Annotated in this window: 20 protein-coding genes and 1 pseudogene; 10 read left to right on the top strand and 11 right to left on the bottom strand. The window is 72.4% G+C overall.

The genetic code is table 11. The features are described 5' to 3' along the window. Positions 1 to 27 precede the first annotated feature (27 nt). The 6 genes from ACFZDI_RS35155 (at position 28) to ACFZDI_RS35130 (ending at position 4,596) form a co-directional block, all read left to right on the top strand. Positions 28 to 693 (top strand): amino acid ABC transporter permease, encoded by a 666-nt coding sequence (locus tag ACFZDI_RS35155; protein WP_361118699.1) that lies wholly within the window; start codon positions 28 to 30, stop codon positions 691 to 693. Next, positions 690 to 1,583 carry an ABC transporter permease subunit gene (locus ACFZDI_RS35150; RefSeq protein ID WP_391256484.1) on the top strand — a complete coding sequence of 298 codons (894 nt, stop codon included), beginning with the start codon at positions 690 to 692 and terminating at the stop codon, positions 1,581 to 1,583. The genes ACFZDI_RS35155 and ACFZDI_RS35150 overlap by 4 nt, the downstream gene beginning before the upstream one ends. Before the next feature lie 176 nt (positions 1,584 to 1,759). Next, positions 1,760 to 3,367 (top strand): FAD-dependent monooxygenase, encoded by a 1,608-nt coding sequence (locus tag ACFZDI_RS35145; protein ID WP_391256481.1) that lies wholly within the window; start codon positions 1,760 to 1,762, stop codon positions 3,365 to 3,367. 12 nt (positions 3,368 to 3,379) lie between these two features. Then, a complete protein-coding gene (locus tag ACFZDI_RS35140; RefSeq protein WP_391256480.1) occupies positions 3,380 to 3,547 on the top strand; it encodes a putative leader peptide in 168 nt (55 codons plus the stop codon). Positions 3,548 to 3,643: 96 nt separating this feature from the next. Next, positions 3,644 to 4,180 (top strand): cysteine dioxygenase, encoded by a 537-nt coding sequence (locus ACFZDI_RS35135; RefSeq protein ID WP_234846372.1) that lies wholly within the window; start codon positions 3,644 to 3,646, stop codon positions 4,178 to 4,180. Continuing rightward, entirely contained in the window at positions 4,177 to 4,596 is a 420-nt protein-coding gene (locus tag ACFZDI_RS35130; protein ID WP_391256476.1) for a rhodanese-like domain-containing protein, read from the top strand. Before ACFZDI_RS35135 ends, ACFZDI_RS35130 begins: the two co-directional genes overlap by 4 nt. A gap of 12 nt (positions 4,597 to 4,608) precedes the next feature. On the opposite strand, the gene ACFZDI_RS35125 is transcribed toward ACFZDI_RS35130, so the two are convergent. From ACFZDI_RS35125 to ACFZDI_RS35105, 5 genes are all read right to left on the bottom strand, one after another. Then, complete coding sequence (locus tag ACFZDI_RS35125; protein WP_234846374.1) at positions 4,609 to 5,037, bottom strand: GNAT family N-acetyltransferase; 429 nt, start codon at positions 5,035 to 5,037, stop codon at positions 4,609 to 4,611. A 30-nt stretch (positions 5,038 to 5,067) separates the two neighbouring features. Beyond that, entirely contained in the window at positions 5,068 to 5,901 is an 834-nt protein-coding gene (gene recX / locus ACFZDI_RS35120) for a recombination regulator RecX (protein ID WP_391256474.1), read from the bottom strand. A 3-nt stretch (positions 5,902 to 5,904) separates the two neighbouring features. Then, positions 5,905 to 7,023 carry a recombinase RecA gene (gene recA, locus ACFZDI_RS35115; RefSeq protein WP_391256472.1) on the bottom strand — a complete coding sequence of 373 codons (1,119 nt, stop codon included), beginning with the start codon at positions 7,021 to 7,023 and terminating at the stop codon, positions 5,905 to 5,907. Between the two features lie 252 nt (positions 7,024 to 7,275). Continuing rightward, a complete protein-coding gene (locus ACFZDI_RS35110) occupies positions 7,276 to 8,544 on the bottom strand; it encodes an AI-2E family transporter (protein ID WP_391256469.1) in 1,269 nt (422 codons plus the stop codon). 190 nt (positions 8,545 to 8,734) lie between these two features. Then, positions 8,735 to 8,929: a DUF3046 domain-containing protein gene (locus ACFZDI_RS35105; RefSeq protein WP_361118722.1), complete on the bottom strand. Its 195-nt coding sequence runs from the start codon at positions 8,927 to 8,929 to the stop codon at positions 8,735 to 8,737. 81 nt (positions 8,930 to 9,010) lie between these two features. Between ACFZDI_RS35105 and ACFZDI_RS35100 the strand changes: the two genes are divergently transcribed. After that, on the top strand, positions 9,011 to 9,955 hold the full coding sequence (locus ACFZDI_RS35100; RefSeq protein ID WP_391256465.1) for a hypothetical protein: 945 nt from the start codon (positions 9,011 to 9,013) through the stop codon (positions 9,953 to 9,955). A 72-nt stretch (positions 9,956 to 10,027) separates the two neighbouring features. Here ACFZDI_RS35100 and ACFZDI_RS35095 read toward each other — a convergent pair whose 3' ends face one another. The 3 genes and pseudogenes from ACFZDI_RS35095 to ACFZDI_RS35085 all read right to left on the bottom strand — a co-directional run bounded on the left by ACFZDI_RS35095 (position 10,028) and on the right by ACFZDI_RS35085 (position 11,911). Then, a complete protein-coding gene (locus ACFZDI_RS35095) occupies positions 10,028 to 10,339 on the bottom strand; it encodes an AzlD domain-containing protein (RefSeq protein ID WP_391256462.1) in 312 nt (103 codons plus the stop codon). Further along, complete coding sequence (locus ACFZDI_RS35090) at positions 10,336 to 11,025, bottom strand: AzlC family ABC transporter permease (protein WP_372486585.1); 690 nt, start codon at positions 11,023 to 11,025, stop codon at positions 10,336 to 10,338. The genes ACFZDI_RS35095 and ACFZDI_RS35090 overlap by 4 nt, the downstream gene beginning before the upstream one ends. Further along, a pseudogene (locus ACFZDI_RS35085) lies at positions 10,938 to 11,911 on the bottom strand (AraC family transcriptional regulator). Before ACFZDI_RS35085 ends, ACFZDI_RS35090 begins: the two are co-directional and overlap by 88 nt. A gap of 220 nt (positions 11,912 to 12,131) precedes the next feature. Between ACFZDI_RS35085 and ACFZDI_RS35080 the strand changes: the two are divergent. The 3 genes from ACFZDI_RS35080 (at position 12,132) to ACFZDI_RS35070 (ending at position 18,846) form a co-directional block, all read left to right on the top strand. After that, a complete protein-coding gene (locus ACFZDI_RS35080) occupies positions 12,132 to 17,081 on the top strand; it encodes an ATP-dependent helicase (RefSeq protein WP_391256459.1) in 4,950 nt (1,649 codons plus the stop codon). Positions 17,082 to 17,226: 145 nt separating this feature from the next. Then, positions 17,227 to 18,048 (top strand): DNA-formamidopyrimidine glycosylase family protein, encoded by an 822-nt coding sequence (locus ACFZDI_RS35075; protein ID WP_391256456.1) that lies wholly within the window; start codon positions 17,227 to 17,229, stop codon positions 18,046 to 18,048. Between the two features lie 33 nt (positions 18,049 to 18,081). Beyond that, complete coding sequence (locus ACFZDI_RS35070) at positions 18,082 to 18,846, top strand: SDR family oxidoreductase (RefSeq protein ID WP_391256454.1); 765 nt, start codon at positions 18,082 to 18,084, stop codon at positions 18,844 to 18,846. Between the two features lie 19 nt (positions 18,847 to 18,865). On the opposite strand, the gene ACFZDI_RS35065 is transcribed toward ACFZDI_RS35070, so the two are convergent. The 3 genes from ACFZDI_RS35065 to ACFZDI_RS35055 form a co-directional block, all read right to left on the bottom strand. Beyond that, positions 18,866 to 19,132: a hypothetical protein gene (locus tag ACFZDI_RS35065; RefSeq protein WP_391256451.1), complete on the bottom strand. Its 267-nt coding sequence runs from the start codon at positions 19,130 to 19,132 to the stop codon at positions 18,866 to 18,868. Between the two features lie 265 nt (positions 19,133 to 19,397). Beyond that, entirely contained in the window at positions 19,398 to 19,868 is a 471-nt protein-coding gene (locus tag ACFZDI_RS35060) for a Dps family protein (protein ID WP_234850003.1), read from the bottom strand. Between the two features lie 287 nt (positions 19,869 to 20,155). Next, complete coding sequence (locus ACFZDI_RS35055) at positions 20,156 to 20,536, bottom strand: helix-turn-helix domain-containing protein (protein WP_033314530.1); 381 nt, start codon at positions 20,534 to 20,536, stop codon at positions 20,156 to 20,158. Positions 20,537 to 20,635: the final 99 nt, after the last annotated feature.

Below are 20,635 nucleotides of genomic sequence, written 5' to 3'. Positions count from 1 at the left end.
TCCCTACACGCGGAAGCACGGGAGATCGTGTTCGACTTTCTTGAGGATTACGACCTGCTGGGAGCCTTCTGGACGACAGTGCAGCTCGCTGTGCTCTCCGCCGTCGGCTCCCTGATCTGGGGCACCCTGCTGGCCGCCATGCGCGTCGGCCCGGTGCCGCTGATGCGCGGCTTCGGGACCGCGTACGTGAACATCGTGCGCAACATCCCGCTGACCGTCATCATCCTGTTCACGTCGCTGGGCCTGAACCAAACGTTGGGGGTCTCCCTCGGCGCGAGCGACGTCGAGACGATCAACTTCCGGCTCGCCGTGCTCGGCCTGATTCTCTACACCTCGTCCTTCGTGTGTGAGGCGCTGCGCTCCGGCATCAACACGGTGCCGGTCGGGCAGGCGGAGGCGGCCCGCGCGATCGGTCTCAGCTTCCGTCAGGTGCTGGGGCTCGTCGTGCTGCCGCAGGCGTTCCGTTCGTCCGTGGTCCCGCTCGCGAACGTGCTGATTGCGCTCATCAAGAACACCACGGTGGCCGCCGCCATCGGTGTCGCCGAAGCGGCGGTACTGATGAAGGAGATGATCGAGAACGAGGCGCAGCTGCTGCTGATCTCGGCGATCATCGCGTTCGGTTTCGTGATCCTGACGCTGCCGACCGGCCTGTTCCTCGGCTGGGTGGGCAAGAAGGTGGCGGTGAAGCGATGAGCTCCGTTCTCTACGACGCGCAGGGTCCTCGCGCCAAGCGGCGCAACGTCATTCTCACGATCGTCTTCCTGGTCGCCGTCGCGGCTCTGTTGTGGTGGGTGTTCGGGACCCTCAAGGACAAGGGCCAGCTGGAATGGGCCCTGTGGGAGCCGTTCTTCCACAGCGAGGCCTGGTCCACGTACATCTGGCCGGGTCTGCAGAACACCTTGAAGGCCGCCTTCCTGGCGGTGATCATCGCGATGCCGCTCGGCGCGGTTCTCGGCATCGCCCGCCTGTCGGACCACGCATGGGTCCGAGTGCCCGCCGCGGTCGTGGTGGAGTTCTTCCGCTCCATCCCCGTGCTGGTGCTGATGATCTTCGGCCTCGCTCTGTTCGCCGAATACACCAACGTCAGCTCCGACGACCGTCCGCTCTACGCGGTCGTCACCGGCCTGGTGCTCTACAACGCCTCCGTCCTGGCGGAGATCGTCCGGGCGGGCATCCTGTCCCTACCCAAGGGGCAGTCCGAGGCCGCCATGGCGGTCGGCCTGCGCAAGGGCCAGCTGATGCGGCTGATCCTGCTGCCTCAGGCCGTCACCGCGATGCTCCCGGCCATCGTCAGCCAGCTCGTCGTCATCGTGAAGGACACCGCGCTCGGCGGCGCGGTCCTCACCTACTCCGAGCTGCTCTCCGCGGCGAACACCATGAGCGGCTACTACGGCGCGAACATCATCGCCAGCTTCACGGTCGTGGCGATCATCTTCATCGCGCTCAACTTCGCCCTCACCTCATTCGCCAGCTGGCTGGAGCGCCGGCTGCGACGCGCCAAGAGGTCCACGGGCGCGGTCGTGGGCCCGAACGACGCGGAGATCGCCGGCACGGCCGGGACCGGTGCCGGAGGCACCCTCTGACACCCGGTCACCTCACGTGACACACTCAGGGGCAGTGGCATGATCGCCACTGCCCCTGGTCACTTGACGCAAGCACCCGCAATAGGTTGCATACGTTCTGTGATCGTGCACCCTGCTCCACCCTTCTGTTCACCTACGTCTCTCAAGACACCACTGCGGGCAGGGGGCGTCGCGCCGTGGATCCGGTGATCATCGTCGGAGCGGGGCCCGTCGGGCTCACGCTCGCCCTGGCGCTGGCGCGTCAGGAGGTGCCGTGCGTCGTCCTCGACGAGGGCCCGGGCAAGGACGAACCCCGCGCGGCGCGCACCGTCGTCCTGCGCGAGGACACCGCCGCCCTGATGGAACGGCTGACCGGTGTGCCCCTCGCCGGAGCCGGTGCTCACTGGGCCGGATGGCGGTCGATGCGGCGCAAGCAGGTGATGCGCGAGGTCGTTTTCGACGGCACCGAACCCGCCCCCCTGCACATCGCCCAGCACGTGCTGACCGGGGCCCTGCGCGCGGCCCTCGCGGACGAACGGCTCGTCAAGGTCGCCGTGGACAGCCGCCTCGACGGCCTCGAACAGGAGCCCTCGGGCGTGACGGCCCACACCCGCGGCCCCAAGGGCACGTGGTGGCGCGGCAGTTACCTGGTCGGCTGCGACGGCCCCCGCTCGACCGTCCGCAAGATCCAGGACATCCGCTTCCCGGGCCGTACGGCGGTGGAACGTCACGCCGTCGCCGCGCTCCGTACGGAACTGCCCTGGCACGACGAGGCGTTGCTGCACCGCCTGCCGCCCTGGCGCACGTCCGGCCCCTCGGCCGGCGAAGTCACCGCGCGCCCGCTGCCGGACGGCGTCTGGCGCCTGGACTGGCTCCTGCCGCCCGGCAAGGACCTGGTCACTCCCGAGCTGCTGCTCACCCGCATCCGGGAGACCCTGGCCGGCTGGGCGGGTGGCCCGACCCCGCCGTACGAGCTGCTGGACACCGGTGTCCACACCGTCCACCACCGGCTGGCCCGGCGCTGGCGCGCCGACCGGGTGTTCCTCGCCGGGGACGCGGCCCACCTGCTCGGCGCGCTGGGCACGCACGGGCTGGACGAAGGCCTGCGGGACGCCGACAACCTCGCCTGGAAACTGGCCCTGGCCTGGCACCACGGGCCGCACGAAGCGCTCCTCGACAGCTACCAGACGGAACGCCGGGCGGTCGTCGCCGCCCGGCTCCGCGCCGCCGACCAGGCGCTGCCGGTGTTGCGCGGCGGTGGAGGGCTGCGCGCCGTCGTGCCCGGCTCCTCCCGGGGGCACGACGCGCTCCTCACCGAGGGCCACTTGGGTCACGGCCAGCTCGGCGCGCCGGGGGCGTACGCCGACTCGCCGCTCGCGCCCCAGCAACTCGAAGGGGAGGTCCCCGTCGACACACCGCTCGGAGCACCGGTCACCGACGTCCGGGTCACCGCGGAGGACGGCACCTTCGTACGGCTGCGGGACCGGCTCGGCCGCGGTGCGCTGCTCGTGGTGCTGATCGCACCGGGCACGGGCGTGTGGGAGCGCAGGCACTGGGTCAGCGCGGGCATCATGCCGCAGCTGGCGGCGGCGGTCGCTGCGCTGCCGCACCCCGCCGAGCTGCTCGTCGCGGAGAGCTACCCGGGCGCGGCCGCGCACACGGTGCTGCTGGTGCGACCCGACGGGCACCTCGTCACCGCGCTGGGCGGAGTACGCCCGGCCGATCTGTACGCGGCGGCGGAGGCGGCCGTCGGCGGTCCGGTGAGGGCGCAGGCGGAGGCAGGTGCTGCGGCGGGATCACGCTGACGCCCGCCAGGGGTGACTGGGCTCACTGTCACGCTGCGTCCGCATGGTGACAGTGAGTTGACCCGTCCGGGCGGCCGTGGTGTACTCCGGTGCGTGACCGACACCTGTGTGCGCCTGTGGCGGAGGGTCCATATGGACCTCCTCCGCTATGCGGGCTGCGTGTGTCGCCCGTCCTGCTGATTTCGCATTCCGCTTTCCTGTGCGCGCGCCGCGCTCTGTCCGCCGGCCACCGCGCCTCGCTCGCGAACCCTCATCAGGACCTCCAGGACGGCATCCGTGTCTGTATCCCCCTCCGCGATCCCCTCTGCCTCCACCGGCCCGGCTCCCACGCAGGCCGAACTCTACGACTTCGTGCGGCGCACGGCCGCCGACACCGAGCTGATCGACTCCCTGCCGCTCGACCCGGAAGGCCGCACCTGGGTGCGGCTGGAGGGGCCCGGCGGCAGTGAGGCCTGGCTGATCGGCTGGCCGCCCGGCTCGGGCACCGGCTGGCACGACCACGCCGACTCGGTCGGCGCCTTTCTGACGGCCTCGGGCGAGCTCAAGGAGAACTCGCTCGCCGCCCGGCTGCCCACGGACGGCTGGAAGACCCTGGAGCTCGCCGAGGACGTGGACCGGGAGCGCCGGCTGCGGGCCGGCCAGGGCCGCGCTTTCGGCCGGCACCACGTCCACGAGGTTCTCAACGAGTCTCCCGACCGGCACGCGATCTCCGTCCACGCCTATTACCCGCCGCTCCCGCAGATCCGCCGCTACAGCCGCAGCGGCCCGGTCCTGCGACTCGAGCAGGTCGAGCGGCCGGAGGACTGGCAGTGAGCGCCGCACCCGGGCCGACGGGCCACGGCACCCCACCACCGCTCGGCATCGACGAGTTGCTGGAACGTGTCCGGGCGTCCTTCGAGCGGATAGAACCGCAGGAGGCGTACGAGGCCGCCCGGGCCGGCGACGCGCTCCTGGTCGACATCCGCTACGCCGCCCTGCGCGAGCGGGACGGCCTCATCCCCGGCGCCGTGGTCGTCGAGCGCAACGAACTGGAATGGCGCCTCGACCCCCAGGGCAGCCACCGCCTCCCCGAGGCCACCGGCCACGCCCTGCGCATCGTCGTCATCTGCAACGAGGGCTACGCGTCCACCCTGGCGGCCCAGTCCCTGCACCACCTGGGCCTGCACCGCGCCACGGACCTGGTCGGAGGGTTCCAGGCGTGGCGGAGGGCCGGGTTGCCGGTGGTGTGAGAGCGAGGGCTGCTACGGGAGGTATCGGCGGAAGCCCTCTGCGAGAGCTTGGAAACCGCACGCCTTGTAGAAGGTGTGGACGTACTCGTCGTCCGCTGCCAGGAGCTGGACCTTGTAGCAGCCCGCCGACTCACCCAGCCGCACGGCAGCTTCCATCAACTGACGGCCGACGCCGCGCCGCTGGAAGGACCCTGCCACCACGACGTTCTCCACGAACAGGATCGCCCTGCCTCCGCGCGTGAGGTTCGGCAGGACGATGCAGTCCGCCGTTCCGGCCAGGGTTCCGGCGGCTTCAGCCACCAGGATCGTGCGTCCCCGCTGGCTTGATATGGCTGACCAGATGGCGTCTGCGGACGTCTGGGGCAAGGGTGCGTCGTCCGGGTTCAGCTCGCTGTACAGAGCGAGCAACGACGGCAGGTCCGCTGCATCTGCCGGCCGCACATTGAACAGCCCTTGGCTCAGTCGCACTGCTCAGAACCCCTCGTCCCCGAGGAACTCCGTGTCCTCGCCCTCGTCCTCCAAGGCCTGCCGGACCACGCGCAGGGCCATGCCCTCGGAGTAGCCCTTGCGGGCGAGCATGCCTGCGAGGCGGCGGAGGCGTTTGTCGCGGTCGAGGCCGCGAGTGGAGCGGAGCTTGCGGGCGACGAGCTCGCGCGCGGTCTCCTCTTCCTGCTCGGAGTCGAGCTGGGAGACGGCCTCGTCGATCAGCGCGGAGTCGACGCCCTTGGTACGCAGCTCCCGGGCGAGCGCGCGCCGGGCGAGGCCCCTGCCGTGGTGGCGGGACTCCACCCAGGCGTCCGCGAAGGCGCTGTCGTTGATGAGGCCGACCTCTTCGAACCGTGAGAGCACCTCCTCGGCGGCGTCGTCGGGGATCTCCCGCTTGCGCAGGGCGTCGGCGAGCTGCTTTCGGGTGCGTGGGGTCCCGGTGAGCAGGCGCAGGCAGATCGCCCGAGCCCGCTCGACCGGGTCCCCCGGAGGTGCCTCCTGCTCGGCCCTCGACGAGGAGAGGGCACCTCCGTCCTCGGCGCCGGCCGCCGCCTCACCGAAGCCGCGCCGACGACGACCGCGTATGCCGCCCGGCCCGCCGTCACGCGAGCCTCCGTCACGCGAGCCGCCCCCGGGGTGGCCGCCCCCGCGCGGCCCGGTGTCATTCCCGTCCCCGTACGGCCGGTCGCCCTCGTGCGGTGTGTGCCCCGGGCCGTCCGCGTCGTCCACGGCTGAGCCCGTGTCGCCTCCGGTGCCCCTCCCCCGTGGGGTACCGGAGGCGGCGTACTCGTACTCCGCCCAGTCGGTTCGCCGTGTCACAGGTCAGCTCTTGGCTGCGGCGGCCTTGGACTTGGCGGTCTTGGCCGGTGCCGGGACGGCGGGCGTCGCGTCGGCCGGGGCGGAGGCCGCGGCGTCCGTACCGGACTCGGAGGCCGGCTCCTCGGGGCGCACGCCGACGCCCAGCTTCTCCTTGATCTTCTTCTCGATCTCGTTGGCCAGGTCGGGGTTGTCCTTGAGGAAGTTGCGCGCGTTCTCCTTGCCCTGGCCGAGCTGGTCGCCCTCGTACGTGTACCAGGCGCCGGCCTTGCGGACGAAGCCGTGCTCCACGCCCATGTCGATCAGGCCGCCCTCGCGGCTGATGCCCTGGCCGTAGAGGATGTCGAACTCGGCCTGCTTGAAGGGCGGCGCGACCTTGTTCTTGACGACCTTGCAGCGGGTGCGGTTACCGACCGCCTCCGTCCCGTCCTTCAGGGTCTCGATGCGGCGGATGTCGATGCGCACCGAGGCGTAGAACTTCAGCGCCCGGCCACCGGTCGTGGTCTCCGGCGAGCCGAACATCACGCCGATCTTCTCGCGGAGCTGGTTGATGAAGATCGCGGTGGTCTTGGACTGGTTGAGCGCGCTGGTGATCTTCCGCAGGGCCTGGCTCATCAGGCGGGCCTGCAGACCGACGTGGCTGTCGCCCATCTCGCCTTCGATCTCCGCGCGCGGGACGAGCGCGGCGACGGAGTCGATGACGATGAGGTCGAGGGCGCCGGAGCGGACCAGCATGTCCACGATCTCCAGGGCCTGCTCGCCGTTGTCCGGCTGGGAGAGGATGAGGTTGTCGATGTCGACGCCGAGCTTCTTCGCGTACTCGGGGTCGAGCGCGTGCTCCGCGTCGACGAAGGCGACCTGGCCTCCGGCCTTCTGGGCGTTCGCCACCGCGTGCAGGGTCAGGGTGGTCTTACCGGAGGACTCCGGTCCGTAGATCTCGACGACACGGCCGCGGGGCAGGCCGCCCACGCCCAGGGCCACGTCCAGGGCGGTGGATCCGGTCGAGATGACCTCGATGGGCTCCTTGGTCCGGTCGCCCATGCGCATGACCGCGCCCTTGCCGAATTGCCGTTCAATCTGTGCGAGCGCGGCATCCAGGGCCTTCTCGCGGTCGGTTCCTGCCATGGGTTCCACCCGATTTGCTTGAGTCGATCGCTTCACGTCAAAGACGCTAACGCCTGCCACTGACAACGCGCCCCGACGCACGTCCGGCCTGTGGATAACTCGGGCATTTCTCTACCCAAAGTACGTCGAAATGCCCTTCGTTGAGCCTCGCCGGTGCCCCCATAAGAATGGATGTTCGATTTTGGTGTCAAGCGCACCACACGGCGCATCCGGAACCGGCGCGGGCTGCCGCTCAGGTCATCGGCGACACGATCAGGAGGAGTTCTGCCCGGGGCCCCGGTCCTCATGCCGCTCTGCCTCGCGGCGCCGCCGCTCCCACAGTTCCTTCGCCCGCGCGTGCAGGCCCGGTCCCTCGCCCCGTCGCCGGTGACCGTGCACGCGGGGGTCGTCCGTGACGTCGTAGCGCTTCACGTACGCCCCGAGGAAGGCCTGGAGCGTGGCGATGGCAGGGATGGCGATCAGCGCGCCGACCGCGCCGAGGAGGGCGGTGCCGGCGATGACCGAACCGAAGGCGACGGCGGGGTGGATGTCGACGGTCTTGGAGGTCAGCTTGGGCTGCAGCACGTAGTTCTCGAACTGCTGGTAGATCACGACGAAGATCAGCACCCACAGCGCGTACCAGGGATCCACCGTGAACGCGATCAACATCGGCAGGGCGCCCGCCAGGTACGTGCCGATGGTGGGGATGAACTGCGACACCAGCCCCACCCACACGGCGAGCACGGGCGCGTAGGGCACGTCCAAGGCCTGGAGCAGGACGAAGTGCGCCACGCCGGAGATCAACGCCATCAGGCCGCGGGAGTAGATGTAGCCGCCGGTCTTGTTCACGGCGATCTCCCAGGCGCGCAACGCCTCCGCCTGGCGGGCGGGCGGCAGGACCGAGCAGATCGCACGGCGCAGGCGCGGGCCGTCCGCAGCGAAGTAGAACGAGAACAGGGCGATCGTGAGCAGCTGGAAGAGGCCGCCGATGACCTGGGCGGACACGTCCAGGACACCTGTGGCGCTGTTCTGGACGTAGTTGCGCAGCCAGTCGGAGCGGAGCAGGCCCTCCTGGATGTCGACGCGCTTCAGGTCGGTCTTGAAGTGCGTGTTGATCCAGTTGATGACGGAGTCGAGGTACTCGGGGAAGCCTTCGATCAGCTTGATGATCTGGTCCGCGAGGACGGAGCCGAGCAGGGTGACGAAACCCGCCGACACGATCATCACGCCGATGAAGACGATGAACGTGGCCAGGCCCCTGCGCATGCCGCGCGAGGCCATCCAGCTCACCGCGGGCTCTATGGCGAGCGCCAGGAAGAACGCGATGAGGATGTTGACCAGCAGACCGGTGAGCTGGTGGAAGGCCCAGCTGCCCAGCTGGAACGCCGCGACGAGGGCGAGCGCGAGCACCATGGCGCGGGGCAGCCAGCGCGGCATACGGCCGTTCGCCCCGGCTCCGCCCAGCGGGGGCCGGACGGGCGGCGTCGTGCCGGAAGCGGAGGACTGCTGGGCTGACTGCCCGGTCTCGTCAGTGGGTGCCACGGTCCAAGTCTCGCCCACACCACCGACAGCCGTCTGCCCGGCTGCGATCTTCGTGACCGGTCAGCGACGTCCACGGCGGACGGCCCGGTCCGACCGCCGCTCGGCAAGGCCAAAAGGCCCCACGCCCGCCCGACGCCCACCCCCTACGCCTCCGACGCCTCCGGCATCGGTCAGCGCCCACCGGCGACCGTCAGCGCCTCTCCTGAGGCACGTCCATCACCGAGCAGACCACCTGCCAGACCTCCTTGGCGTCCCAGCCGGCGGCGAGCGCCTCGTGCACCGTGCGTCCTCCGAGTTCGGACATCACGTGGTCGCGCGCGAAGGTTTCGGCGTAGCCAGGACCGAAGTGCTCCGCCATCCGCTGCCAGAAGACCGTCAACCGCATGACTCCAGTATCCCGCCCCTGGGGGTGGGCCTGAGCCGGGACCGCCTGCCGGTGCCGCTTCGCACCCCTACGGTCTGACCCATGGTCGAAACCGGAGCTACCGAACTCCCCCCGACACCCCCGGCACACAGCCCCCTCACGCGCGCGGAGCGTTTCGTCTGGCTCACCGCGCGCGTGCTCGAACAGCGCCTCTTCGCCCACCGCTTCCGGGGCGCCGCCGCCGACCCCGTGGAGACCGCCCTGGACGCCTACCGCAACGAGGACGGCGGATACGGGCACGCGCTGGAGCCCGATCTGCGCGGGCCGCTCAGCCAGCCGCTGCACACCGCGCACGCGCTGGCCGTCCTGGACGCCGTCGGACGCTGCGCCGGACAGCGGGTGGAGCGGATGTGCCGCTACCTGACGTCCGTCTCCACCGCGGACGGCGCCCTCCCGGCGATCCACCCCAGCCAGCGCGACTACCCCACGGCCCCCTTCGTGACGATCGTGGACGACCCGCCCAGCGCCCTGCTGGCCACCGGGCCGGTCGTGGGCCTGCTGCACCGCAACGAGGTGTGGCACGCCTGGCTGTTCAGGGCCACGGACTTCTGCTGGCGGGCGGTCGAGTCCCTGGAGATGTCTCATCCGTACGAGATCGAGGCCGCGGTGGCCTTCCTGGACTCCGCTCCGGACCGCCCACGCGCGGAGGCGGCCGCCGGCCGGCTCGGCCGCCTGGTCCGCGAACACCGGCTCGCTGCCCTGGACCCCGACGACCTGGACGCCTACCCGGTTTCTCCCGGCTACGCCCCGGGTGAGCACCACTTCCCGTACGACTTCGCGCGGACACCGCGCTCACTCGCGCGCGCGTGGTTCACGGACGACGAGATGGCCCGCTCCCTTGACCACCTCGCGGCGCAGCAACAGGAGGACGGCGGCTGGCCCGTCCGGTGGCGCCACTGGGCCCCAGCCCCCGCCCTGGAGGCACGCCCGCTGGTGACGATCGAGGCCCTGCGCGTGCTCAGCGCGTACGGCCGGGCCATCGCCTGAGCATCCCGGCCGCAGGCGCTGTGGCGGTCACCCCCATGGCCCGCGTTCCCGCCCCCCGCGGCCCGCGCCTGATCACCCCGCCCCCATGGCCCGCGCCGCCGCGGTCACCAGGACGGCCGCGGCGACGACGAGAAGGAACGGGGCGCGCAGGAGCAACGCCACGGCAGCGGCGGCCAGGCCGACGGCCCGCGCGTCCAGCACCAGCGTCTGCCCGTCGGCGAAGGTCTGCTGTGCGGTGAGCGCCGCCAGCAACGCGACGGGCAGCAGGGCGGCGAGACGCTTGACGAGGGGCCGTTCCAAGGTCCCCGCGGGCACGAGGAGGCCCGCCAGTTTGACGGCGTAGCAGCCGAGGAAGGTCGCCGCGATCGCGATCCAGACGTTCACCGCGTGTCCTCCTGCCCCTTGCGTCGACCGTCCGCCCACAGCACGACCGGTGCCGCCAGCGCCGCCAGCAGCACGGGCACGCCGGCGGGCAGCACGGGCAGCAGTCCGAGCCCCAGCAGCACGGCGAGCGCGGCGACGGCCCGCTCGGTGCCGGACTTCAGCATCGGCGCGAGCAGCGCCAGGAACACCGCGGGCCCGGCGGCGTCCAGGCCCCACGCGTCGGTGTCCCCGATGGCCTCGGCGCCCAGGGCGCCGAGCAGCGTGGTGAGGTTCCACAGGACGTAGAGGGTCAGCCCGGTCACGACGAACCCGAGCCGCGCCGCGCGCCGGGTGGGCTGGCCGAGCGCGACGGCGGTCGTCTCGTCGATCACCCACTGGGCGGCGAACGGCCGTACCGCGCGCGGGAGGGCGAGCAACTGCGACAGACGCAGGCCGTAGAAGGCGTTGCGCACGCCCAGGAAGAAGGCGCCGGCGGCCGCTGTGAAGGGGCTGCCCCCGGCTGCGAGGGCCCCCACGAGGGCGAACTGGGACGCCCCGGTGAACACCAGAAGACTGAGCGCGCATGTCTGGAGCAGCGTGAGTCCGCCACCGGCCGACGTCACCCCGAAGGCGAACCCGGAGAGCCCCACGGCCACCCCGACCCCGAGGGCGTCGCGTACGACCGCCCGGTCCGTCTTCCCACCGATGTCTGCGTCTTCGAGAACTGTCCGATCTGCCACGCCCCGACGCTACGGGCAGCGGCTACCGGAGGTCTTGTACGTTCTTGCGCTCCCTCTGGTACGCCCCCGGAGGCACGCCGACCATCCGGCTGAAGTGCCGGTTGAGGTGCGGCTGGTCGGTGAACCCGACGGCCACGGCCGCCTCGGAGGGCGTCGTTCCCGCGTCCAGGAGCCGCCGGGCCCGCCGCACCCGTGCGTCCGTGAGCCAGGCGTGCGGCGGCATCCCGTAGGTGTCCCGGAAGGCCCGGAGCAGGGCGAAGGGGCTGGTTCCCAGACCGGTTGCCAGCCGCTCCAGGGTGGGCGGGCGTGCCATTCGCTCCTCCAGCACGTCACGCGCGCGTGCCGCGATGCGGGCGCCCGCCGTCCGGACCTCCCGCGGCGGCATGGGCCCTCCGTTCAACCGCAGCAAACGGGTCACTGCGGCCCGCAGCAGGGTGTCCGCGGCCAGGGCGTTGCCCTCGTCGGCGGCCCGCAGCACCTGGTGCACCAGTCTCGCGGCGTAGGGGTCGTCCACGACCGGGCTGACGAACCCCGGTGTGCCGCGCAGCCCGGTCGTCTCGGCCGCGATCTCGGCCACCACGTCGGCGGGCGGGTACACGGCGCCGTAGCGCCACCCCTCGGGCACCCCGGCCCGCCCGGTGTGCGGCGTATCGGGATTCACCAGTGCGAGGGCCCCGGCTCCCGCGTACTGGTCGCCTCCGGGATGGTGGAACACCTCGACCCCGTCGGCGATGGCGGCGATCACGAAGTTCTCGTGCGTGTGCCGGACGAATGTCTTGCGCACGTAGCGGGCCCGCAGGAGATCGACCCCGGGCAGCTCGTCGTACTGCCAGTGCCGTGCACGCTCGTTCATATGACCATTGTCCGCGGCCGTGGACGACCCGGCGCTCCCCGGGCTCGTGGCGCCCCCGGAAACCTGGCGCGCCCCGGGATCCGCCCGCACCCCGGAAACCGGGCCCACCCCCAGTACCCTGGCCCCCCGGAACCTGCCGACGGTCTCCCGCCCGGGGCGAGACCGCAGGCCGCGGGACCGGTTCGGCCCCGTTGTCAGTGCCGAGGTGCACGATGGACGCATGCCCAGCAATGCGCACCGACCCCTGGACGGCTTCTCCCCCGCGACCCGCGCCTGGTTCACGGGTGCCTTCTCCGCGCCCACCACGGCCCAGGCCGGTGCGTGGCAGGCCATCCGCGAGGGTTCGGACGTGCTGGTCGTCGCTCCCACCGGCTCCGGAAAGACCCTGGCTGCCTTCCTGGCCGCTCTGGACCAGCTGGCCTCGACGCCTCCCCCCGCCGACCCGAAGAAGCGCTGCCGCGTCCTGTACGTCTCCCCGCTGAAGGCCCTGGCGGTGGACGTCGAGCGCAACCTGCGCAGCCCGCTGACCGGGATCCGCCAGGAGTCCGTGCGCCTCGGTCTGCCCGAGCCCGAGGTCAAGGTGGGCATCCGCTCGGGCGACACCCCCGCCGCCGAGCGCCGCGCCCTGTCGACCCGTCCGCCGGACATCCTGATCACGACCCCGGAGTCGCTGTTCCTGATGCTGACGTCGGCCACGCGTGACGCGCTGGCGGGCGTGGAGACGGTGATCCTCGACGAGGTGCACGCGGTCGCCGGCACCAAGCGCGGCGCCCACCTCGCGCTGTCGCTGGAGCGGCTGGACGACCTCCTGCCGAAGCCCGCCCGCCGCATCGGCCTCTCGGCGACGGTCCGCCCGGTGGACGAGGTGGCTCGTTTCCTGTCGCCCCGCCGCAAGGTGGAGATCGTCCAGCCGGAGTCTGGCAAGGAGTTCGACCTGTCCGTGGTCGTGCCCGTGGAGGACCTGGGCGAGCTGGGCGGTTCCCCGGTGGCGGACGGTCAGGAGGGCGCCGAGCGCCCGTCCATCTGGCCGCATGTGGAGGAGCGGATCGCCGACCTCGTCCAGGCGCACCGCTCCACGATCGTCTTCGCGAACTCCCGCCGCCTCGCGGAGCGCCTCTGCAACCGCCTGAACGAGATCGCCTACGAACGGGCCACGGGCGAGCCCCTCGACGAGCACCACGCCCCCGCCGAACTCATGGGCGGCTCGGGGGCGGCCCAGGGAGCACCCCAGGTCATCGCCCGCGCCCACCACGGCTCGGTGTCCAAGGAACAGCGCGCCCTGGTCGAGGAGGACCTCAAGGCGGGCCGCCTGCCCGCTGTCGTGGCCACGTCCAGCCTGGAGCTGGGTATCGACATGGGCGCGGTGGACCTGGTCGTGCAGGTGGAGTCGCCGCCCTCCGTCGCCTCCGGGCTGCAACGGGTCGGCCGGGCGGGGCACCAGGTGGGCGCGGTCTCCACCGGCGTGGTCTTCCCGAAGTACCGGGGCGACCTGGTGCAGGCGGCGGTGGTCACCGAGCGCATGCGCACCGGCTCCATCGAGTCCCTCAAGGTGCCCGCCAACCCGCTGGACGTCCTGGCCCAGCAGGTGGTCGCCATGACGGCCCTGGACACCTGGCAGTTCGACGACCTCCTCGCCGCGGTCCGCCGGGCCGCTCCCTTCGCCTCGCTTCCCGAGTCGGCCTTCACGGCGGTCCTCGACATGCTGGCGGGCCGCTACCCGTCCGACGCGTTCGCCGAGCTGCGCCCCCGCGTGGTGTGGGACCGGGTCACCGGCGAGATCACCGGACGCCCGGGCGCGCAGCGCCTGGCCGTCACCTCCGGCGGCACGATCCCCGACCGCGGTCTCTTCGGCGTCTTCCTCGCGGGCGCCGATCCCAAGAAGGGCGGCGGCCGGGTCGGTGAGCTCGACGAAGAGATGGTCTACGAGTCCCGCGTCGGCGACGTGTTCACCCTCGGCACCAGCTCCTGGCGCATCGAGGACATCACCCGTGACCGTGTCCTGGTCTCCCCCGCCCCGGGGGTGCCGGGCCGGCTGCCCTTCTGGAAGGGCGACCAGCTGGGCCGTCCGCTGGAGCTGGGCCGGGCGGTGGGGGCGTTCCTGCGCGAGGTCGGCTCGCTGTCCGAGGACGACGCCCGCCTGCGTCTCGTCGCCGCGGGGCTGGACGCGTGGGCGGCAGACAACGTGCTGTCGTACCTGCGCGAGCAGCGCGAGGCCTGCGGTCACGTCCCGGACGACCGGACGATCGTCGTGGAACGCTTCCGCGACGAGCTCGGCGACTGGCGCGTGGTCGTGCACTCCCCCTTCGGCGCCCAGGTGCACGCCCCCTGGGCGCTGGCGCTGGGCGCCAAGCTGTCCGAGCGGTACGGCATGGACGCGCAGGTCATGCACGCCGACGACGGCATCGTGCTGCGACTGCCGGACGCCGACCTGATGGGCCTGGACCTGCTGGACCAGGAGCCGGTGACGATGGGCCGGGAGTACGACGCCGAACAGGCCCCCGTGGGCGCCGCCGACGTCGTCTTCGACAAGGGCGAGGTCGATCAGGTCGTCACCGACCAGGTGGGCAGTTCGGCCCTGTTCGCCTCCCGTTTCCGCGAGTGCGCCGCCCGTGCGCTGCTGCTGCCGCGCCGCAACCCGGGCAAGCGCACCCCGCTGTGGCAGCAGCGGCAGCGCGCCTCGCAGCTGCTGCAGGTGGCGAGCGAGTTCGGCTCCTTCCCGATCGTCCTGGAGGCGGTCCGCGAGTGCCTCCAGGACGTCTTCGACGTGCCCGGTCTCGTCGAGCTGATGGGCGACCTGGAGTCCCGCAAGGTGCGCCTCGTCGAAGTCACCACCGCCGAACCGTCCCCCTTCGCCCGCTCCCTGCTCTTCGGCTACGTCGCCCAGTTCCTGTACGAGGGTGATTCCCCGCTGGCCGAGCGCCGCGCCGCCGCCCTGTCCCTGGACTCGCGGCTGCTGGCCGAGCTGCTGGGCCAGGCGGAGCTGCGCGAACTGCTCGACGCTGAGGTGCTGACCGAGCTGGAGCGGGAGCTGCAGTGGCTCACGGAGGACCGCCGCGTCAAGGACGCCGAGGGGGTCGCGGACCTCCTGCGCGTGCTCGGCCCGCTCACGGACGCGGAGCTCGCCGAGCGGGGCGCCGAGCCGCAGTGGGCGGAGGAGCTCGCCGGTGCCCGCCGTGCCATCCGGGTCCGGGTCGCGGGAGCCGACCACTGGGCGGCGATCGAGGACGCGGGCCGCCTGCGCGACGCCCTGGGCACGGCCCTGCCGGTCGGCGTCCCGGAAGCCTTCACCGAACCCGTCAAGGATCCGCTCGGCGACCTCCTCGCCCGGTACGCCCGCACCCACGGCCCGTTCACCTCGGCCACGGCCACCGCCCGCTTCGGCCTGGGCGTCGCCGTCACCGAGGGCGCCCTCCAGCGGCTCGCCGCGGCGGGCCGGGTCGTCCAGGGCGAGTTCCACCCGGCCGGGATCGGCCAGGAGTGGTGCGACGCGGCCGTGCTGCGCCGGCTGCGCCGCCGCTCCCTGGCCGCCCTGCGGCACGAGCTGGAACCGGTGCCGCCGGCCGCGCTCGCCCAGTTCCTGCCCCAGTGGCAGCACATCGGCAAGGGCCACTCCCTGCGCGGCATCGACGGGCTGGTCCGGGCCATCGAGCAGCTCCAGGGCGCGTCCGTGCCGGCCTCCGCCCTGGAGAAGCTGGTGCTGCCCTCCCGGGTCGCGAACTACACCCCGGCCATGCTGGACGAGCTGACCGCCGCCGGAGAGGTCGTCTGGGCCGGGGCCGGCTCGCTCCCCGGCAAGGACGGCTGGGTCTCGCTCTACCTGGCGGACGCGGCGCCCCTGCTTCTGCCGCCCCCGCACCCTCTGGAGCTGACCGCCCTGCACCAGTCCGTCCTGGACACCCTCTCCGGCGGCTACGGCCTGTTCTTCCGCCAGATCGCCGACCAGGTCCGCGCCACCACCCATCCCGAGGCGGGTGATCCGCAACTGGCCGACGCCCTCTGGGACCTGGCCTGGTCCGGCCGTCTGACGAACGACACGCTCGCCCCGATGCGCTCCCTGCTCGGCTCGGGCCGCACCGCCGGCTCCACGGCCCACCGCGCCAAGCGTTCCGTCCCGCGCGGCCGCTACGGCTCCCTGACGGCCGCGGCCCGCACCTCGTCCCGCTCGGGCCCGCCGACGGTCGCCGGCCGCTGGTCGCTGCTCCCGGCGCACGAACCGGACCCCACCGTGCGGGCCCACGCGCTCGCCCGTACCCTCCTCGACCGGCATGGCGTGGTCACCAGGGGTGCGGTCTCGGCGGAGGGCGTCGAAGGCGGCTTCTCGGCGACGTACCGCGTCCTGTCGGTCTTCGAGGAGAGCGGTCAGGCCCGCCGCGGTTACGTGGTGGAGGGCCTGGGCGCCGCGCAGTTCGCGATGGACGGAGCGGTGGACCGTCTGCGGGCGGTGTCCAACGCCCGGGACCGCGGTGAGGACCTGCCGGGCCCGCCTCCCGTCTCCGCGGCCGACCCCTTCTCGGCCCATGACTTCCCCGCCCATGACTTCGCCACCCATGACTTCGCCGGCCCGGAAGACGACTCCGACCCCTCCCACGAGCACATCGACGACCCCGGCCCCGACGGCTTCCCCGGCTTGACCCCCTCCTTCGACACCCCCAAGGCGTCCCCGGGTGAGTGGGTGTCGCCCCGTGACTACCCTCCCCAGCCCGCCCCGCCCTGGCAGAACGGCGGCCGCGGAGCACACGACCGGGGGTTCCCGGGCCGCCGCACCCGCCGCGACGGCGCCTCCCGGGCCGTGGTGCTCGCGGCCGCCGACCCGGCGAACGCGTACGGCGCCGCGCTGGCCTGGCCCGAGCCGCCGACCGGGGCGGGGCACAAGCCGGGCCGCAAAGCGGGCTCCCTGGTGGTCCTGGTCGACGGGGAGCTGACGCTCTACATGGAGCGCGGCGGCAAGACCCTGCTGGCCTGGCCCACCCACCCGGACGGCGATCCCGCCGACGACCCTCGGCTGCACAGCGCCGCCGAAGCCCTCGCCGCGGCGGCCCGCGCGGGTTCGCTCGGCACCGTCACGGTCGAGCGCGTCAACGGCGCCCAGGCGCTGACCTCCCCCATCGGCAGCCTCCTGGAAGGAGCAGGCTTCATTGCGACGCCCCGAGGACTGCGCCTGCGCGCGTGACGGCCGCCCGCCCGCGGCCGGTCCCACCCAGCACCCCAGCGCACGTGCCGCCCGCCCGCCCGCGGCCGCGCGGCACGTGCGCTGGAGTGACGGCGGCATCCAGCCGTACCGGTCCGGCGTGCGGCCTCCGTGTCACCCTTGACCCATGCCCGAAGGTGACACGGTCTGGCAGGCCGCGAGGCGGTTGGACGACGCCCTCGCGGGCCAGGTGCTGACCCGCAGCGACCTGCGCGTGCCCCGCTTCGCCACCGCCGATCTCACAGGCCGCGTCGTCCTGGACGTCACCGCGCGCGGCAAACACCTCCTCACCCGCATCGAGGGCGGCCTCACCCTCCACTCACACCTGCGGATGGACGGCTCCTGGAAGGTGTACGGGAACGGCCAGCGCTGGAGCGGCGGCCCCGGCCACCAGATCCGCGCGATCCTCGGCAACACCGAGCACACAGCCGTCGGCTACCGCCTTCCCGTGCTGGAACTCCTGCGCACGGCCGACGAACAGCGCGCGGTCGGCCATCTCGGCCCCGATCTCCTGGGACCGGACTGGGACGCCGACCGGGCCCTGGCCAACGTCCTGAAGGACCCCGCCCGGGAGCTCGGCGAAGCCCTGCTCGACCAGCGCAACCTCGCCGGCATCGGCAATGTCTACAAGTGCGAGCTCTGCTTCCTGCTCGGCGTCACCCCCTGGCTCCCAGCCGGTGAACTGCCCCCCGACCGCGCCGCGAAGCTGCCCGCCCTCGCCAAGCGGCTGCTGGAGGCCAATCGCGACCGCCCGATCCGCAGCACGACCGGCCGCCGCGGCCAGGACCTCTTCGTCTACGGCCGCGCACCGCGCCCCTGCTTCCGCTGCCGCACCTCGATCCGCGTCGCCGACCAGGGCGACGGCTCCCGCGAACGCCCCACCTACTGGTGCCCCACCTGCCAGCCGGGTCCCGCCCCGGCCCCTACCCGGCGCGGCCACACCAATTGACGACCCGTCAGAAATGCTCGTACGGTCGCCTGTATGCCCGCCACGGCGTACGACCTCACCGGCCGCACGGTGTTCGTCACCGGCGCGGCGAGCGGCATCGGCCGCGCCTCGGCCCTCCTGCTCGCAGAAGCGGGCGCGACGGTGCACTGCGCCGACCGTGACACCGAGGGCTTGCGGGGGACGGCGGCCTTGATCGGGGAGAGCGGCGGCATCGCCCACACCCACACGCTCGACGTCACCGACCGGCACGCGCTGAAACAGGCCCTCACTTCGTGCGAGCGACTGGACGCCCTGGCCGCGGTCGCCGGGATCATGCACAGCAGCCCCGTACTGGAGACACGCGACGAGGACCTCGACCGGGTACTGAACGTCAATTTCAAGGGCGTCCTGTACGCCTGCCAGGAAGCGGCCCGCCTGATGATCACCCAGGGCACCCGCGGCAGCATCGTCACCATGTCCTCGGGCGCCGTCGACACGGGCGGCCCCGGCCTCCTCTGCTACGGCGCGGCCAAGGCGGCGGTGGTCCAGCTGACGAAGACCCTGGCCACGGAGCTGGGCCGGCACGGCATCCGCGTCAACGCCGTCGCCCCGGGCTGGATCCGCACCCCCATGACCGACCGCCCCGACAGCGCCTCCCAGGCGCACACGGAGTCCGTCATGGCCCGCATGTCACCCCTGGGCCGGGTGGGCGAACCCGAGGACATCGCCCATGCGGTCCTCCACCTGGCCTCCGACGCCTCGGCCTTCACCACGGGCCAGATCCTCCGCCCGAACGGCGGCGTCGCGATGCCGTGGTGACAACCCCCGAAGCAGCGCTCTACGCCTTCCCCGACTTCGCCCCCGTCGCCCCGGCACCCCCGGCCCCCCAGATCCGCCGCAGGCGCCCGGCCCCCACAACCCTCCGCGCCTGCCGCTTGGGCACGCAATGCACGGGCAGCACGCTCAGCCCCCACCCCCCGGCCGCGATCGCCGCCTCCAGCGCCCCCGCCCCGGGTTCGACCACCAGCCGGACCACGGCCCACCACCACAGCGCTCCCAGCCCGAGCGCGACCCCCCGAGCCCCCCAGCCCGCTATCCCCGCCACGGCCGCCACCTCCGGCCCGACGCTATGCCGCCGCCCCGGCACGCCGGCAGGGCGCACCACAGGCACACGGGCGCACCGCAGATCCCACCCGGGCCACTCGGGCCACGCGCTTGCGGGCTGCCCGCACCCCACGCTCTCCCCACGCCGCGCGGCCTTCCGGCGCCACCCGGCGTCCCCGCGCCGCACGGCCATCCCGCACCGCACAGCCTTCCGAGCCGAGCGGTGGCGTAGCTCCCACCCGGCCCAGCACCCGCTTCCGCTCGTGTCACCCGTTCTCGGCCTGGAACATCCAGTGATGCTTTTCCAGGTCCGCCGTGATCCCGATGAAGATGTCCTGGCTCACCGGATCCGGCTCCCCTGTCGTCTCGATCCGCTCCCGCATCCGCACGATCACCGCTCCCAGCGCGTCGACCAGCGTGCCCACGGCGGTGGTGTCGTCGACCCACCCTTCCGGGGTCACTCCGATCCCGCTGCCGACCGCCACCGTCGCGGCACGCCCGTCGGGCGAGATGCCGAGGGCGGCGGCGCGTTCGGCCACGGTGTCGGAGTACTTCCGCGCGGTGTCGACGACCTCGTCGAGCTGGAGATGCACGGAACGGAAGCGCGGCCCCACCACGTTCCAGTGGATCTGCTTCGCCACGAGGGCGAGATCCACCAGATCGACCAGGGCACCCTGCAGCGCCTCGGACACGGTCTTCAGGTTCGCGTCCGACAACGGGCTCTTCACGACGTACATCCGCACCTCCGAGGACTGCCCCCCGCCATCCCCTCAACGATGACCGCCGCACGCCACACCGGCAAACGCACACGAATCGGACACCATGTCCGGTGGGGGCGCCGTCAGCCGGGCCCCCACGGACGACCGGAAACGGCGGACAAGCGAAAACCCGGGCAAGCGCCCCCGGGCAAGCGAAAACCCCGGGCGACGCCCCTCCGGCTCTCCCGGAGAGGCCCGGCCGGGGCCTCACCACTTCTCGGCGCCTGTTGGGGCGCCGCTCACTTATGCCGCGTCTGCGTGGAGCCTCACGCGGCGACGACGTCCACCGCTTCGGCGGGCGCCTTGATGGTCACCCGTTCCGGTGGCACACCGGTCACCGAGACGGATCCCAGCATCGAGCGAACCGGCGTGGGTACAGGCTCGCTGGGGGTGGCCGCAGCAGACTGGGCCAGCTCGGCGAGGGCGAGCTCGTCGCTCACTTCCCGCATGAGCTCGGACATCCGTACGTCCAGCGCGTCGCAGATGGCGGAGAGCAGCTCGGAGGAAGCCTCCTTCTGCCCCCGCTCCACCTCGGAGAGATAGCCGAGCGAGACTCGGGCGGACGAGGAGACTTCGCGCAGAGTACGGCCCTGGCGCTGGCGCTGCCGACGCAGCACGTCACCAAGCAGGCGACGGAGCAGAATCATCGGTGGCTCCCTCCTCGGACCGCGTAGCCGCATCCATTACGCCCCACCGTACCGCCTTGCGCCGCGGCCGTGCGGGGAGCGATGTCGTGTTCACTCAGG

This window comes from Streptomyces sp. NPDC007907 (assembly GCF_042959365.1).
Classification (GTDB): domain Bacteria; phylum Actinomycetota; class Actinomycetes; order Streptomycetales; family Streptomycetaceae; genus Streptomyces; species Streptomyces indiaensis.
This window is presented reverse-complemented; position numbering and strand designations above follow the sequence as displayed.

Coding starts and splice junctions, on each gene's coding strand:
- ACFZDI_RS35150 (WP_391256484.1), top strand. CDS start 690: ATGAGCTCCGTTCTCTACGACGCGCAGGGTCCTCGCGCCAAGCGGCGC.
- recA (WP_391256472.1), bottom strand. CDS start 7,023: ATGGCAGGAACCGACCGCGAGAAGGCCCTGGATGCCGCGCTCGCACAG.
- ACFZDI_RS35105 (WP_361118722.1), bottom strand. CDS start 8,929: ATGCGGTTGACGGTCTTCTGGCAGCGGATGGCGGAGCACTTCGGTCCT.
- ACFZDI_RS35100 (WP_391256465.1), top strand. CDS start 9,011: ATGGTCGAAACCGGAGCTACCGAACTCCCCCCGACACCCCCGGCACAC.
- ACFZDI_RS35080 (WP_391256459.1), top strand. CDS start 12,132: ATGCCCAGCAATGCGCACCGACCCCTGGACGGCTTCTCCCCCGCGACC.
- ACFZDI_RS35075 (WP_391256456.1), top strand. CDS start 17,227: ATGCCCGAAGGTGACACGGTCTGGCAGGCCGCGAGGCGGTTGGACGAC.
- ACFZDI_RS35070 (WP_391256454.1), top strand. CDS start 18,082: ATGCCCGCCACGGCGTACGACCTCACCGGCCGCACGGTGTTCGTCACC.
- ACFZDI_RS35060 (WP_234850003.1), bottom strand. CDS start 19,868: ATGTACGTCGTGAAGAGCCCGTTGTCGGACGCGAACCTGAAGACCGTG.
- ACFZDI_RS35055 (WP_033314530.1), bottom strand. CDS start 20,536: ATGATTCTGCTCCGTCGCCTGCTTGGTGACGTGCTGCGTCGGCAGCGC.